Consider the following 15,527-nt stretch of genomic DNA (forward strand, 5'->3'; position numbering starts at 1 on the left):
CGCTTTCCCTCGGTGGTGACTGGCGTCTGGACTGACGTCTGGACTGGCGACGTACGGCTGGCGACGCACGCCTAGGTCAGATCCAGCTCGGCATCCACATGCGTAGACGCCACTGGTTGTAGGGGATGGTTTCAGCCGTCCAGACGGGCAGGAAGAACGCGGATACCAACACTGCGAGCACAACGAATCCCCCCACGAGCACAATACCGCTCCGGCGCCGCCACGGGGGGTCGTGTGCACGTCCCAGAATCAGCCCCAGCACATAGACCAGCGCCAGGACGAGAAACGGCTCGAACACGATCGCATAGAAGAAGAACATGGTGCGGTCCGGGAACAGGAACCACGGCAGGTAGCCGGCAGCGACTCCGGCGAGGATGGCACCTGCGCGCCAGTCGCGCCGGCCAACCCAGAACAGAATCACCACCAGCAGCGACAGCGCAGCGCCCCACCAGATCAGCGGGTTGCCCACCACACTCACCGCCTGGGAGCAGTCCGAAGCCCCACACGTCAGCCCGTCCGACTGATAGTGGAAGGACGTCGGCCGCCCCATCACCAGCCAGGACCACGCCGTTGCCTCATACGGATGCTCGGAACTGAGCCCCTCATGAAACGTATACGCACTGCGGTGGTACTCAGCCAGCGAGCGCAGGGGAGCGGGGACCCAGTCCCACAGCGGATCGGGATTGTCCGCCGCCCACTGCCGGTCATACGCATCGGAAGAGAGGAACCAGCCGGTCCACGACGCCACGTACGTCAGCAGTGCCACCGGCACAACCGACACGAACGCCTGCAGACCATCACGCACGACGGCGCCACGCACCCAGCGCCGAACGCCCACCGTGCGCCGGGCTGACATATCCCACAGCACGGTCATCAGGCCGAACACCGCAATGTAGGGCAGTGCCGACCACTTGGTGCCCAGCGCCAAGCCGAGCGCCACCCCCGCGGCGATCCGCCACGGACGCAACCCCAGCCACGGCCCGTACAGCAACTGCTCACGCGTGGGCTGGCCACGCTCCCGAGCGAAACCGGCCATCAGCACGGCCAACCGGCGCCTCGCCCAGTTCCGGTCCAGCACCAGCAGCGCAAACGCAACCAGCACCCAGAACATGAGGAAAACGTCCAGCAGCGACGTCCGCGAATGGACCAGATGATGCCCGTCGACCGCCAGTAGCAACCCCGCAATACCGCCCAGCACCACCGACCCGAATAACCGCTGCGCCACCAGAGCCAGGATGAGGATGGACAGCGTACCGACCACCGCCGCCGTGAACCGCCAGCCGAACGGATTGGACGGCCCGAACAGCAGCATCCCGAATGCGATCATCCACTTGCCGACCGGCGGATGCACCACATAGTCCGCCGTCTCCAGGATCACCCCGGGGTTGCCGGCGTTGAAGGACTCATCCGCCTCCTCCGGCCACTCACGCTCATACCCGGACTGCAGGAAGGAGTAGGCGTCCTTGACGTAGTAGGTCTCGTCAAACACCAGCGTGTCCGGTTCACCCAACCGGACAAACCGCAGCACCCCGCCGATCAGCGCCACCATCACGGGAATCAGCCAACCCCACACCCCGAATGGAAGCTGCTCACCGAGCAAACGGCGCCGCAGTACGCGCTCGGAGAACGCGGTTCGCGCCGAAACGACCCACTGCGGCCCGGACCCCTCGCGGAGGGCTGCGGCAGTGGTGGTTTGGCTCACGGAATCATCGTACCGAGCGGCAGTGACAGTTCCTGGACAGCTAGGCTGAACCAGTGACGGAACCTAGGGAACACAACGACGACGACGCCCCGCTCCTGCCGGAAACCCTCACCTCCGGAGATGCCGGGACGCTCATCCCCGGGAACGGCAGCATCGTCCTGGCCGCCACCCCCATCGGAAACATGGGCGACGCAACGTTCCGGCTGGTGTCGCTCCTCGAATCGGCTGACGTCATCGCCGCCGAAGACACCCGGCGCCTGCAGCGGCTCATCCGTTCCCTCGAGGTGACTCCGCGAGGAAGGACCCTCAGCTACCACGAGCACAACGAAGCCTCACGCACCCCCGAACTGCTGGACCTCGTCGACGCCGGTGCAACCCTGCTGCTTGTGACCGACGCCGGTATGCCCTCCGTGTCCGACCCCGGCTTCCGCCTCGTCGAAGCCGCAGCCGAACGGGACATTACGGTCACCGTCGCACCCGGACCCTCCGCGGTCCTCACAGCGCTCGCCCTCTCCGGCCTGCCCACCGATCGTTTCTGCTTCGAGGGCTTCCTGCCCCGCAAGACCGGCGAACGTGCAGCCCGGTTGGCCGAGCTGCGCACCGAACGCCGCACCATGGTGTTCTTCGAAGCGCCCCACCGGCTCGAAGCGATGATCCGCGCACTGCACTCCGAATTCGGCCCGGACCGGCAGGCCTGCGTCACCCGCGAACTCACCAAGCGCTATGAAGAGGTGATCCGCGGGTCGCTGCAGCACCTGCTCGAGTGGGTGGAAGGCAACGAGATCAGGGGGGAGATCGCCGTCGTCGTCGGCGGTGCACCGGCAGATGCGCCCACCGAACCGGAAGACCATGTCCACGCGGTCAACGAGCTGATGAGCCAGGGGCTCCGGCTCAAGGAGGCCGTCGCAGCCGTGGCTGAAGACCGACGGGTCAGCAAGCGGGAGCTGTACGCCGCGGTGGTGGCCGCGAGGACGTAACCGACAATGGGAGGCGAGTAGCTGTGCACTACAACAGCAGATCCGGCACCACGTGGTGCAGCTTTGTATGGACAGGGGCCAAAATGCAGGGCTAGCGTGAAGGCCAAGATGCAAGAACGGCTCCTGCACTGCCCATCGTCGATCGTAAAGGCTTCCGGATGACTATCACTGCCCAGCGCGAACAAGAACTTCTGTCCTCGGTCCCCACCGGCCTGCTGATCGGCGGCGAGTGGCGCGACGCCTCGAACGGCAAGACCTTCGACGTCGAGGATCCCGCGACCGGCAAGACACTCCTGACCATCGCCGACGCCAGCCCCGAGGACGGCAAGGCCGCACTGGACGCCGCCGTCGCAGCACAGGACAGCTGGGCCAAAACGGCACCCCGCGAGCGCGGCGAGATCCTGCGCCGCGCCTTCGAACTCGTCACCGAACGCGCCGACGACTTCGCACTTCTCATGACCCTGGAAATGGGCAAGCCCCTCGCCGAAGCCCGCGGTGAAGTGACGTACGGCGCCGAGTTCCTCCGCTGGTTCTCCGAGGAAGCCGTCCGCATGTCGGGCCGCTACTCCACAGCCCCGGACGGCAAATCCCGCATCCTGGTCAACAAGAAGCCCGTGGGCCCCTGCCTGCTCATCACCCCGTGGAACTTCCCGCTGGCCATGGCAACGCGCAAGATCGCCCCCGCAGTTGCCGCCGGCTGCACGATGGTGCTGAAGCCCGCCAACCTGACCCCGCTGACGTCGTCGTTGTTTGCCAAGGTCCTCGAAGAGGCCGGCCTGCCCGCCGGCGTGCTCAACATCGTCCACACCTCCGACGCCGGCGGCGTCACCGGACCCCTCATCAAGGACAGCCGCCTCCGCAAGCTCTCCTTCACAGGTTCGACGCCGGTGGGTCGCCGCCTGCTCGCGGACGCCTCCGAGAACGTCCTGCGCACCTCGATGGAGCTCGGCGGAAACGCACCGTTCCTGGTCTTCGAGGACGCTGACCTGGACAAGGCAGTGGAAGGCGCCATGGCCGCCAAGCTGCGCAACATGGGCGAGGCCTGCACCGCAGCCAACCGGTTCATCGTGCAGGAGTCCGTCGCCGCCGAGTTCGCTGACAGGCTCGCCGCCCGGATGAAGGACGTCACCCCGGGCCGCGGCACCGAGGACAGCTCGAAGCTGGGCCCGCTGATCGACGGCAAGAGCCGCGACAACGTGCACTCCCTGGTGCAGGACGCGGTCGACGACGGCGCAAAGGTCCTCTCCGGCGGCTCACCGATGGATGGTCCCGGCTACTTCTACCCGGCGACAGTGCTCACGGGTGTGCAGTCCGGCTCCCGCATCCTCCAGGAGGAGATCTTCGGCCCGGTAGCGCCGATTGTCACCTTCTCCACCGAGGACGACGCCGTGCGGCTGGCCAACAACACCGAGTATGGACTCGTGGCGTACGTTTTCACCCGCGACCTCAACCGCGGACTGCGGATGGGCGAACGGATCGACACCGGCATGCTCGGCCTCAACGCGGGCGTCATCTCCAACGCTGCGGCTCCGTTCGGCGGCGTGAAGCAGTCGGGCCTGGGACGTGAAGGCGGCTACGAGGGCATCGAGGAATACCTCTACACCCAGTACGTGGGCATCGCGGACCCGACGGCGGGCTAGCACCGCAGAATGCACGTCTAACCGGTCCCCATTCCCCACCTTCCGGCCGCGAAGCCCTATAACGACGGCGTGTCCCTCCCGACACGCCGTCGTTGCTCTCACAAGGTGGGGAAAACCGGCCCGCCTCACCGCGAGGCGGAAGCAGCAACAACCTCTTCGCTCCGCTGCGCACCGAACGGCTGCCACAGCGAGCGGGGCCAGAACCGGGCGCGAAGCCGTGCCGGAAGCGTCGCCGATTCATGCAGCGCGTCGGCGACGGCCTGGACATCTTCCCAGCTGTTCGCCGTCCGGGGTTGAGCACCGGAGACCGCAAATTCGGCGTACTCCTCTTCCTCGTAGGAACGCCGCAGCCGGAACAGTGCTGCCGCCGGACCTTCATCGAATCCGGCCCGCAACCGCTGCTCGAACGTCCGCGGCGTGTCGGTGGGTAGGGGAGGGACACCGTAGTCGGCGGCCAGTTCAACGGTCTCCGCCCACGCCACCGTGGCTGAACCAACCCCTTCGGTGTTGGCCGTGACAGAACGACGACGGCGCCTGGTCCGCATCCGCCGCATCGCCATCGGCGTCAAAGCCAGCAGGACGAGCACTCCACCGAGGATCAGCCCGAGGGCGGAACTCCGCTCAGCACTCTCCCGCACTGCCTGCGGCGACTCCTCCTCCACAGCCTGCGGGGATGGCGTCCCGGTGGACGGCGGCACCGGCAGGGCGTTCGGGTTCAGATTGCCTTCGTTCGGCACGGGACCGGTGGGCACCACGGTCGAGAACGCATACTCGGGAACCGAACCCCGGGACGGCGTGGGCTCGAACCGAACCCAGCCAACGCCCTCGAAGTACAGCTCCGGCCAGGCATGCGCGTCCTTGGAGTTCACCGAAAACTCGACGAACCGTTCATCGTTGGGGCCACGCGAAACATCCCCCGTCGGCGTTCCGGGGGAGTAGCCCACGGCCACCCGGCTCGGAATTCCTGCCTGCCGGGCCATGACCGCCATGGTTCCGGCGTAGTGCACGCAGTATCCGGACTTCGATTCGAGAAAACGCGCCATCACGTCGAGGCTGTTGCCGTCATACCCGCCGTCCACCGGAGCGTCCACGGAGTACACAAAGGACGGCCCGCGCAGGAACTGCTGGATGGCAATTGCCTGATCGTACGGGTTGCTGATTCCGTCCACTACCGCTGCCGTGGTCTCACCGATGATGCCGGGCACCGAATCGGGAAGGGCGAGGAACTGCTCGGGCACGGACTCGGGATTCGCCGGCGGGATGGCCTGCAGCCGCTCCCGGGTCAGCACCGGCTCGGCGCTGCGGACCAGGTATTCCTGCTGCGCCGTTGAGCCGCCGTCGATTGCAAGGATACTGAGGTTCCCCGGATCATAAGCCCACCGCCCGTTCAGGCCCTCAACGGACACCGGAGCGTACGGCGCCAGCAGCCACGGACTGGTGAAGCTGTCCGTGCTGACCCGCGTGACGGTGGTTGCCGCAAACGGCTGGGCGTCCGAGGACATCTCCTCCACACCGGCCACCCGCTGGCCCAGGCGCTGATCCGGCTCCCACCGCTGACCGCTGAAATCCTCGAGCGTGACAGACCTCAGATACAGCGGATCATCAGACGTGGTGGAGTACTCGATCCGACCGAACCCGTTGGGATTGCGCAGGTCATTGCCGAGCGTGACAATCGGATTCAGCCCCGTCGCCGCACCCCACAGGTTCACCCGCGCACCCTGCGGGAACGCCCCCGAGTTGAAGCCCGGAATGGCCAGCGGAAGGACGACGGCGATGCCCAGAGCCAGCGCCCCGATAGTCAACCCCCGCGACAGGTGCGCACCGGACAGCTCGCCTGACGACGCCGATTCCCACCGCGATTCACGCCAGTGCGCACAGCCCAGCAGCAGCAGGAATCCTGCCACCGCAGCAATGAACGCCGGCACGCCGACACTGTTGATACGTACGACGGCGGGAACCACCAGCACTGCCAGCAGCGCCAGCCCGGCGGTGGCCGGCATGCGCAACGTGTTGGCAAGGGTATCCACGAGGACTGCAATGAGCCCCATGCCGGCACAGACCACCAGGAACAGCCCGGCAGTCGGCAGAACCGGCGCCACCTGCGACACCACGGTGTTTTCTGCGTGACCGAGCAGGATGGTCAGCCGACCAATGAAGCCGTCGCCCGGGAAAAACCCGAGGGTGCTCTGCGACGGGAAGAACTGCCAGATCAGCGAGCCCGCCAGCGCAAGAATGCCGGCAAGGGGAGCAAAGTAGGAGGGGAGCCGCGAAGCACGCGTCAGGGCCATGAAGAACAGCACGGTTCCCACCGTCACCAGGACGGGGGTGAGCCAGGTCCAGCCGAAGATCACCCCGGACAGGCTCATGGACGTCAGCATCACGGCACCGAACGACGCCGCACTGACCAGCAGGTGCCAATGGCTCCGACGGGGAGTGCCCGGTTTGCTGGGCAGAACCCGTTGCGCCTGCCCGTCGGCTGGAGGCCGGAAGAGTGTCGCGGTCATGAGTGAACTCCTGAGCCGACGGTGTCTGCAGAACTGCCGTCTGTCGAACTGCCGGTGCCCGGTCTGAGAGTGGTCTTCGCCGTGGAGGACGTGACCGTGGCCGGCGGAGTGTCCAGGTGCGCCCAGGCGGTAGCGACGGACGCGTTCGGAGTCACCGCCACCACGTGCCAGCCGGCACCGCGGAGGATGTCCATCACGGAGTGGAGGTCGCGTGGGCGCTCGCTGACCAGGATGGCGACGGACTGCGATCCGTAGTCGGCCGCCTGCCCCAGATCGCGGGCTTCGTCCGCGCTGATCGCACCGAGCAGGGCGATCAGCGGTCCCCGGTTCTTCAGTCCCGCGAGCTTGTCCAGCATCGGATCGCCGAACGGCACTGCGACAGCCCGGTCAGTAGCAGGCCGCCGCTTCGCTGACGAAGACGAAGACGACGACGAGGTCCGTTTAGCGGAGGACGACGCGGTCCGCTTTGCAGGATCCGGCAGCAACTCGAGCGCTGCCAGTCCCTGCGCAATGCCATGCAGCCCGGTCTGGCCCAGGAACTCCTCATCCCCAGGCCACGGCGCGGACACCGACCGCTGCAACGCGGGCGCACCCGTCTCATCAACGAACCGCAGCGAGTAGCTGCGTTCCAGCAGATGCGCCGAAATGGAGACAGCAGCGACCACGGCCCACTCGAACGTGGGCGAAGACAGCATGCTGGAATCGGTGTCAGGATCCCCACCGAACGCGGACAGGAAACCGGACCCGTAGCTGGCCTGCCGCTGATCGAGGATCAGGGTGGCCTCGGGGGTGGTCACGGATTCCTCCTGCCGCACCATGAGCTCGTTGTGCCGGGCGGTCGCCGCCCAGTGCACCCGGCGCATCGGGTCCCCGTGGCGGTACTCGCGGGTCATGACGTCGTCGTCGCTGGGGTTGGCGTTCCGCCGGGTCACGGCATTGCCGTCCGTCCCACGGACACCGGTCAGCGGCGAGTAAGGCAGATCGAGCGGGCTCGGCGTGACCACCAGCCGGTCGGTCCCGCCGAGGGTGTGGCGGGAGATGCCCAAACCAAAAGGGTCGGTGAAGCCGGCGGTGACAGGGCCGACGTCGTACACTCCACGCGCTGCAGACCGCAGCCGGTATTCATACAGGCTCACCCCGCTGGGAGTGGGGTGGCGGGCAGGGAAGTGGAACTCGGGGGCGTCACCGAAACGCTGCGGCAGCTGCTCGCGCATCGCCACCGAGCCGCCCAACGGCCCGTCGGAGGCAACCGACAGCGTCACCGTGGTGGTGAACCCGGTTTCCATGCTCTGCGGCGCGAAGGTGCGGTGCACGGTGAACCGCGGTTTGACCAGGCGGAGCACCAGCACGGACACCAGCGGCAGGAGGATCAGCAGGATGCCCAGATACAGGAGGTCCCGCCGGCCCAGGAACTGCGCGAACAGGAGCGAGAGGACGCCGGCCGCAGCCAGTCCCCACCCACGGGCAGTCAGGATCCGCGGCAGCCGCTCGGTCAGGGACATGGTGCTAGCCGTTTCGGGAGGAGGCGCTCGCCGCGTCGCGTGCCACCGGCACCCGGGCGAGGATGCCGGAAATGACCGACGACGGCGTCTCACCGGAGCTGAGTGCCTTCCGGTCCAGGATGAGCCGGTGTGCCAGAACGGCTTCGGCGACGGCACTGACGTCATCGGGCAGGACGAAGTCGCGGCCCTCAAGCGCTGCACCGGCCTTCGCCGCCCGCAGCAGCTGCAGCAGGCCGCGCGGACTGGCGCCGAGCCGGAGCTGGGCGTGCTGGCGGGTGGCATGCCCGATCCCGACCGTGTATTCCTTCACCGCGGGGGACACGTACACCTGCCGCACCTGGCGGATCATCGCCGCAACGTCCTCCACACCGGCAACCGGCTGGATGGAGCGCAGCGGCGAAACCGACTGGTGGGTCTCCAGCATCTCCATTTCCGAGCTCATGTCCGGGTAGCCCATGGAGATGCGGGCCATGAAGCGGTCGCGCTGGGCTTCGGGAAGCGGGTAGGTGCCCTCCATCTCGATCGGGTTCTGGGTGGCGATGACCATGAACGGCTCAGCCAACCGGTGGGTGGAGCCGTCCACCGTGACCTGGTGTTCCTCCATGCACTCGAGCAACGAGGACTGCGTCTTCGCGGACGCGCGGTTGATCTCGTCACCGATCACGATGTTCGCGAACACCGGACCGCGCCGGAACTCGAACCGGTGGGAATCCTGGTTATAGATGGATACGCCCGTGACATCCGAGGGCAGCAGGTCCGGGGTGAACTGGATCCGGTTGACGCTGCAGTCGATGGTCCGTGCCAGGGTCTTGGCCAGCATGGTCTTGCCGACGCCCGGCACGTCTTCCAACAGCAGGTGCCCCTCGGCGAGCAGCACCGTCAGAGCCAACCGGGCGGCGTCGGGCTTGCCGTCAATCACGGTGTTGATGGACTGCAGGATGCGCGTGCTGGTGTCGTGGAACGTCTCGCCTGTCATCGGTGGGCGGGCGGCCTCCGTGCTTGTCCCCACGGAAGCGCTGGGCGCCGTGCTGCCGTTGGGGGTGGCGTACTGGTTGTGGGCGTCCATCGATACCTTCCGAAGACGCTGCCGGGAACGTAGGCACCACCTCAGTGTGGAATACGTCAGTGGAACACGTGCGGGGCAACGGTTGCTAACTAGCTCAAGACTACTAGGACAACTGGGGTTCGTGGCGGAAAGTTCCATGGACTGCCTGCCCACGCGAGCGGGCTGCAAGGAAAGTCTAGGGTTGGACCATGTGCACCAGTTCGATCCCCGTTCAGTACCGCCCTGTCGAGATTGGGGAGGAAGACTCACCCACCAGTCGGTCGCGTGCTCCCGAGGCGGGCGGCCGCAGCCGGAAACTCGATTATCCGCCGGCACCGGAGCCGCTTCCGTTCCCGGTGATGGACAACCACACGCACCTCGATTTCCGCGACGGACAGGTTGCCGTCAGCGCCACGGACGCCATGGATGCAGCGGAGGCCGTCGGGGTCGGTTTCGCGGTGCAGGTGGGCACGGACGTGGAGTCCTCCCGCTTCACCGTCGACGCCGTTGATCGAGACTCCCGCCTGCTGGGCGCCGTGGCGATCCACCCCAACGAAGCGCCCGTCCTTGCCCAGGCCGGTACCCTTGAGGCTGCGCTCGCCGAGATCGAAAACCTCGCGCAGCATCCCCGCATCCGGGCGATCGGCGAGACCGGACTGGACTACTTCCGCACCGGTGAGGATGGCCGCGAACGGCAGGAGTACTCCTTCCGCCGGCACCTGGACATTGCCCGCCGGCTTGATCTTGCACTGCAGATCCATGACCGGGACGCGCACGACGACGTCGTGAAGGTCCTGCGCTCGGAAGAACCTCCCGCGCGGATCGTCTTCCACTGCTTCTCCGGCGACGCCGACCTGGCTCGTATCTGCAACGAGAACGGCTGGTTCATGTCCTTCTCCGGCACCGTCACGTTCAAGAACGCACGCGATCTGCGGGAAGCGCTGGCGGTGGCCGATCCCTCGCTGATCCTCACCGAAACCGATGCGCCGTTCCTTACCCCTCACCCGTTCCGGGGCCAGCCGAACGCCAGCTACGCGGTTCCCTATACGGTGCGGTTCATGGCGGAACATCTGGGCACCGACCTCGAGGAACTCTGCCGGAGAATCAACGCGAACACCCGCCGTGCGTATGGCGAGTGGGACTGACCAGCCGGTCTAGCGGGTGCCTGGCCGGTTCCCCGGGGTATCTGCGTCCGGGTCGGGGGCCGTCACCGTTTCAGCTGATTCGCGGCCAGGCTCCTGGTAGACGTCGGGAATCCCGTCGTGGTCGGCGTCGACACGTTCTTCGGCCTCGATGGCCCGGTAACGCCTGTTGCGTGCCCGGAGGAGAATTGAGGCGATCAGGGCTGCCAGCAGGGAGGCCGTGAGCACGCCGACCTTCGCGTGATCATTGGTGGATCCGTCAGGAGTGAAGCTCAGGTCGGCGATGAGGAGTGACACGGTAAACCCGATTCCTGCCAGCAACGCCACACCGACCAGGTCCATCCAGCGCAATGCCGGATCCAGGTTCACCCTGGTGAGCTTGGTGAGGAGCCAGGTGGTTCCGACGATGCCGATCGGCTTTCCCGCCACCAGTCCGAGGACGATGCCCAACGTCACCGGGTCGGTGATGGCCGAGACGAACCCGGTCCAGCCGCCGACTGTAACGCCGGCGGAGAAGAAAGCGAAGACGGGGACGGCGAAACCCGCCGAGAGCGGCCGGACCCGATGTTCAAAGAGCTCGGCGAGTCCGGGCCCGGCGTCAGGCCCGGCGGTGCCCTTCCGGTGCAGGACGGGGACGGCGAATCCGAGGAGGACCCCGGCCACGGTGGCATGAATTCCTCCGGCGTGGACAAGTGCCCAGACGACAAAGCCGATGGGCAGCAGAATGAACCAGGCCGCCGCAGGCTTCAAGTGGAAAAACTGGCGATACTTCTGGGCCAGCACGGTGTAGAGAGCCAAGGGGATCAGGGCCAAGAGCAGCGGAGTGACTGAAAGGTCGTCGGAATAGAAGACGGCAATGATGGTGATGGCGAGCAGGTCATCGACCACGGCGAGCGTCAGCAGGAAGATCCGAAGCGCGGCAGGCAGATGGGATCCCACAATAGCCAGAACGGCTACGGCGAACGCTATGTCCGTGGCAGTGGGGATGGCCCAGCCGCGCAGCGTGTCAGGGCTGGCGAGGTTGATAGCGACGTAGACCAGGGCCGGGACAATAACGCCGCCGACAGCCGCAGCCACCGGAACAATCGCTTTGGCTGGGCTTCGCAGGTCACCTGCAACAAATTCTCGTTTGAGCTCGAGCCCGACGAGGAAGAAGAAAATGGCAAGCAGCCCGTCAGCCGCCCACGCGCCCAGGCTGAGTTCCAGATGCCACGGTTCGTAGCCGAACGTGAAATCCCGTAGCGCGAAGTAGCTGTCAGCTGCGGGGGAGTTGGCCCAGATAATGGCGGCAGCAGCGGTGATGACGAGAAGGATTCCGCCGACGGTCTCTTTGCGGAGGATGGCTCCGATGCGCAGTGATTCGGAGTAGGTGCCGCGGCCGAGGACGCCGGAGGTGGAAGTGGGTTGGGACGACGGCTTCTGCATGGGGAAAGCTCCTGGATTGCGCTCGACAGTAGACACTGCCGACCAGGCTTCCCGGCTCACCGCTACCCAGTCTACGGGTGAGTGAAGACCTGGTTCTCCATCTTTTTGGCGGAACTCATGACTAGTGCCCGGCTCCGAGCTTCCCGGCGAGCCGTTCGCGCATGAGCACTGAGGCGTCGTTGAGTCCGATGACCTCCACGTCCTTGCCGTGGGAATGGTACTTCTCCGTGATGGCGTCCAGCGCCGCAATGGTCGAGGCATCCCAGAGGTGCGAGGCGTGCATGTCGATGATCACCCTGTCCGGGTCCATCGCATACTCGAACTGCGTGTAGAGGTCGTTGGACGATGCGAAAAACAGCTCGCCGTCCACCACGTACCTCGCCACCTCTTCGCCGTTCGGCTCGATCACCGTCCGTTCCACAGTGACGAAGTGCGCCACCCGCCGGGCGAATGCAATCATCGCCACCAGCACACCCACGCCGACGCCGATCGCGAGGTTGTGCGTCCACACCACAACGACGACGGTGCTCACCATCACCGCGGTCTCGCTCTTGGGCATCCGCTTCAGTGTTGAGGGCTGGATACTGTGCCAGTCGAAGGTCGCGATCGACACGAAGATCATCACGGCCACCAGCGCTGCCATCGGAATGATCGCCACAATGTCCCCGAGGGATACCACGAGGATCAGCAGGAAGACGCCGGCAAGGAAGGTCGAAATGCGGGTGCGGGCACCGGATGCCTTCACGTTGATCATGGTCTGCCCGATCATGGCGCAGCCGCCCATACCGCCGAAGAAGCCGGTGATGATGTTTGCTCCGCCCTGGCCCCAGCTTTCCCGCGTCTTGTTGGACCGGGTGTCGGTGATGTCGTCGACCAGCTTCGCGGTCATCAGGGATTCCAGGAGACCGACCAGTGCCAGCGCCAACGCGAACGGCGCGATGATCTCGAGCGTCTCCAGGTTCAGCGGAACGTTCGGGAAGAACAGGCTGGGGAAACTGTCCGGCAATTCACCCTTGTCGCCGACGTTAGGGACCCGGACCGAGGCAAGGACAGCGAAGAGGGTCAGCGCAACAATCGCGACCAGCGGCGCCGGAACAACCTTGGTCAGCCGGGGCAGACCGAACACGATCAGCAGGCCCACCGCAACCATGGGGTACACCAGCCACGGCACACCAATCAGCTCAGGAACCTGCGACATAAAGATGAGAATGGCAAGGGCGTTGACGAACCCGACCATGACCGAACGCGGGATGAAGCGCATGAGCTTCGCCACTCCAAGCAACCCCAGCGCTACCTGGAAGATACCGCCCAGGATCACTGCGGCAATGAAATAGTCGACGCCGTGGCTCGCCACCAGCGGCGCGATCACGAGGGCGACGGCGCCTGTCGCCGCTGAAATCATCGCCGGCCGCCCGCCGAGGAACGCAATCGAGACGGCCATGGTGAAGGACGCGAAGAGTCCCAGCCGGGGGTCCACTCCGGCGATGATGGAGAAAGCAATCGCTTCAGGGATCAGGGCAAGCGCAACCACCAGCCCGCCCAGCACCTCGACCTTCAGCAGCCTGGGGTTCTTCAGCGTTCGAAGAACCGACTGGCGTTCAATCGGCGTAAGGGCAGTGGTGGACCTGGGCATACGGTTATTCCTTCAAAGCGGGGGAGCGAAGCAGTACGATGCGCCGTCTTTCCGGGGTTTCCGGTAAGGTCGGGAGGTTGTACGCCGATGAAAGCGGGGCGGCGGTGCGCCGTCGCAGGTACGCCGGCATCAATTCTAAACGCTCGAGAAGATTCAAGAAGTACTGAGGGAAATCCATGACGAGCGCAACAAACACCGCCGAGGCGATACGCCCGGCCACGATTGGTGAGCAGGCGCGTAGACGGCGCACGTTCGCTGTCATCTCCCATCCGGATGCGGGCAAATCAACGCTGACTGAAGGGCTGGCCCTGTACGCGAGCGCCATCCAGGACGCCGGGGTCACCCACGGCAAGTCCAGTCGCCATGGCACGGTATCGGACTGGATGGGCATGGAACGCGAGCGCGGCATCTCCATCAGCTCGGCCGCACTGCAGCTGGAGTATCGCGACACCGTGCTGAACCTGGTGGACACCCCCGGCCACGCCGATTTCTCCGAGGACACGTACCGGGTGCTTGCGGCGGTCGATTGCGCGGTGATGCTGATTGACGCTGCAAAAGGCTTCGAGCCGCAGACAGTGAAGTTGCTCGAGGTCTGTAAGCAGCGTGGGCTGCCCATCGTGACGGTGGTCAACAAGTGGGACAGGCCCGGGCTGGATGCGCTGGGGCTGATCGACCAGATCGGTGAGCGCACCGACATGGTGCCGGTTCCACTGACTTGGCCCGCTGGCATTGCGGGCGAGTTTGAGGGACTGCTCGATGCGCGCACCGGGAGTTCGATCGCGCTGGAAGCGGTCGAGGGAGGCGCGCAGCCGGCGCTCGAGACACCCATCGATCCCACCGTCCTTGACCAGCATTCCGCGCTGGTGTGGGATACCGCGAGTGAGGAGTTGGGCCTGGTGGCTTCCTCCAACGGAGACTTCGACGTTGAAGCGTTCGCCTCAGCTCAGCAGACTCCAGTTCTGTTCGCTGCTGCCGCCCGGAACTTCGGCGTGCGTCAGTTGGTGGACCTGCTGGTGGACGTGGGGTCAGCGCCCACGCCACGGATTACTGCGGATGGCGCCCAGCGCCCCCTGGAAGCGGGGTTTTCCGGCTTTGTGTTCAAAGTCCAGGCCGGCGCGAACACCGCCCACCGCGACCACATCGCCTATCTCAGAATCTGCTCCGGCGTGTTCGAGCGGGGGATGGTCATCACCAATTCCCGGACCGGCAGGCCATTCGCCACCAAGTATGCACACCGCGTTCTCGGGCGGGAGCGGGAAGCAGTGGAGCAGGCCTGGCCGGGAGACGTCGTCGGACTGGTGAACGCAACAAGCCTCCGGGTGGGTGACAGCCTCTACCAGGATGAGCCGGTGACCTTCCCGGAGATCCCGCACTTCTCACCCGAACTGTTCGTCACCGTGCGTGCCAAAGACCCCGGGCGGTACAAGCAGTTCCGGCGTGGCATTGAGCAGCTCGATCATGAGGGTGTCATTCAGGTACTGCGCTCTGAGCTGCGCGGTGACCAGGCACCGGTGCTGGCCGCGGTCGGGCAGCTGCAGTTCGAGGTGGCAGAGCAGCGCATGCGAACCGAGTTCAATGCGCCCGTTTCCCTGGAGCAGCTGCCGTACACCCTTGCCCGCCGCATCCCGGCTGCACCAAGCGCTCTTCCCGACTCTTTCCGGGGTGGGGAAATCCTGCGGCGCTCCGATGGCGAATGCATCGCCATCTTCGGTGACCGGTGGAAGCTGGGACACTTCGTCGACGCCTATCCGGATCTGTCGCTGGAGCTGATCGGGGCCGGCTGAACCTGAGCGGTCTGAGCCGGCCCCAGCTCCCAAGCTTGCCCTATTATCACGGTTCGATTACGGTGAACTCTTATTAGCCGGGGTCGGGGAAGGCTTTCGGACTGATGCCGTCCGCTGCGGACGGGTTTCCATGTGCATTACCGCTGGTGTTGAGCCGCGCCTGAATGAGGCAT

At 65.7% G+C, this 15,527-nt stretch carries 10 protein-coding genes; 4 read left to right on the forward strand and 6 right to left on the reverse strand.

Annotated elements, in window-relative coordinates:
- Positions 1-76 precede the first annotated feature (76 nt).
- On the reverse strand, positions 77-1,549 hold the full coding sequence (locus tag JOD47_RS13300) for a dolichyl-phosphate-mannose--protein mannosyltransferase (protein ID WP_204536725.1): 1,473 nt from the start codon (positions 1,547-1,549) through the stop codon (positions 77-79).
- A 248-nt stretch (positions 1,550-1,797) separates the two neighbouring features.
- On the opposite strand from JOD47_RS13300, the gene rsmI reads away from it, so the two are divergent.
- Positions 1,798-2,679, forward strand: coding sequence for a 16S rRNA (cytidine(1402)-2'-O)-methyltransferase (rsmI, locus tag JOD47_RS13305; protein WP_275577938.1), 882 nt, complete (start codon positions 1,798-1,800; stop codon positions 2,677-2,679).
- A gap of 158 nt (positions 2,680-2,837) precedes the next feature.
- Complete coding sequence (locus tag JOD47_RS13310; RefSeq protein WP_204534895.1) at positions 2,838-4,319, forward strand: NAD-dependent succinate-semialdehyde dehydrogenase; 1,482 nt, start codon at positions 2,838-2,840, stop codon at positions 4,317-4,319.
- Positions 4,320-4,444: 125 nt separating this feature from the next.
- Here the strand turns inward: JOD47_RS13310 and JOD47_RS13315 are convergent, their stop codons facing one another.
- Genes JOD47_RS13315 through JOD47_RS13325 form a run of 3 tightly spaced genes read right to left on the reverse strand, consistent with a single transcriptional unit; the run spans position 4,445 to position 9,391 of the window.
- Positions 4,445-6,823, reverse strand: coding sequence for a transglutaminase TgpA family protein (locus tag JOD47_RS13315; RefSeq protein WP_204534897.1), 2,379 nt, complete (start codon positions 6,821-6,823; stop codon positions 4,445-4,447).
- The gene (locus tag JOD47_RS13320) at positions 6,820-8,325 is read right to left on the reverse strand and encodes a DUF58 domain-containing protein (protein ID WP_204534899.1); all 1,506 of its coding nucleotides are present in this window, start codon (positions 8,323-8,325) and stop codon (positions 6,820-6,822) included. Before JOD47_RS13320 ends, JOD47_RS13315 begins: the two co-directional genes overlap by 4 nt.
- 4 nt (positions 8,326-8,329) lie before the next feature.
- A complete protein-coding gene (locus JOD47_RS13325; RefSeq protein WP_204534901.1) occupies positions 8,330-9,391 on the reverse strand; it encodes an AAA family ATPase in 1,062 nt (353 codons plus the stop codon).
- Between the two features lie 188 nt (positions 9,392-9,579).
- Between JOD47_RS13325 and JOD47_RS13330 the strand changes: the two genes are divergently transcribed.
- Entirely contained in the window at positions 9,580-10,515 is a 936-nt protein-coding gene (locus JOD47_RS13330) for a TatD family hydrolase (protein ID WP_204534903.1), read from the forward strand.
- A 9-nt stretch (positions 10,516-10,524) separates the two neighbouring features.
- Here JOD47_RS13330 and nhaA read toward each other — a convergent pair whose 3' ends face one another.
- Both nhaA and JOD47_RS13340 read right to left on the reverse strand, forming a co-directional pair.
- Positions 10,525-11,937 carry a Na+/H+ antiporter NhaA gene (nhaA, locus tag JOD47_RS13335; RefSeq protein WP_204534905.1) on the reverse strand — a complete coding sequence of 471 codons (1,413 nt, stop codon included), beginning with the start codon at positions 11,935-11,937 and terminating at the stop codon, positions 10,525-10,527.
- 121 nt (positions 11,938-12,058) lie between these two features.
- A complete protein-coding gene (locus JOD47_RS13340; RefSeq protein ID WP_204534907.1) occupies positions 12,059-13,570 on the reverse strand; it encodes a SulP family inorganic anion transporter in 1,512 nt (503 codons plus the stop codon).
- Positions 13,571-13,746: 176 nt separating this feature from the next.
- On the opposite strand from JOD47_RS13340, the gene JOD47_RS13345 reads away from it, so the two are divergent.
- Positions 13,747-15,354: a peptide chain release factor 3 gene (locus tag JOD47_RS13345; protein WP_204534909.1), complete on the forward strand. Its 1,608-nt coding sequence runs from the start codon at positions 13,747-13,749 to the stop codon at positions 15,352-15,354.
- Positions 15,355-15,527: the final 173 nt, after the last annotated feature.

Origin of the sequence: Arthrobacter tumbae (assembly GCF_016907495.1) — a bacterium.
GTDB classification, from domain to species: domain Bacteria; phylum Actinomycetota; class Actinomycetes; order Actinomycetales; family Micrococcaceae; genus Arthrobacter_D; species Arthrobacter_D tumbae.

Excerpts from the sequence above, each read along its gene's own strand:
- JOD47_RS13330 (WP_204534903.1), top strand. The coding sequence starts at position 9,580 with ATGTGCACCAGTTCGATCCCCGTTCAGTACCGCCCTGTCGAGATTGGG.
- JOD47_RS13340 (WP_204534907.1), bottom strand. The coding sequence starts at position 13,570 with ATGCCCAGGTCCACCACTGCCCTTACGCCGATTGAACGCCAGTCGGTT.
- JOD47_RS13310 (WP_204534895.1), top strand. The coding sequence starts at position 2,838 with ATGACTATCACTGCCCAGCGCGAACAAGAACTTCTGTCCTCGGTCCCC.
- JOD47_RS13300 (WP_204536725.1), bottom strand. The coding sequence starts at position 1,549 with ATGGTGGCGCTGATCGGCGGGGTGCTGCGGTTTGTCCGGTTGGGTGAA.
- JOD47_RS13325 (WP_204534901.1), bottom strand. The coding sequence starts at position 9,391 with ATGGACGCCCACAACCAGTACGCCACCCCCAACGGCAGCACGGCGCCC.
- JOD47_RS13315 (WP_204534897.1), bottom strand. The coding sequence starts at position 6,823 with ATGACCGCGACACTCTTCCGGCCTCCAGCCGACGGGCAGGCGCAACGG.
- nhaA (WP_204534905.1), bottom strand. The coding sequence starts at position 11,937 with ATGCAGAAGCCGTCGTCCCAACCCACTTCCACCTCCGGCGTCCTCGGC.
- JOD47_RS13320 (WP_204534899.1), bottom strand. The coding sequence starts at position 8,325 with ATGTCCCTGACCGAGCGGCTGCCGCGGATCCTGACTGCCCGTGGGTGG.
- JOD47_RS13345 (WP_204534909.1), top strand. The coding sequence starts at position 13,747 with ATGACGAGCGCAACAAACACCGCCGAGGCGATACGCCCGGCCACGATT.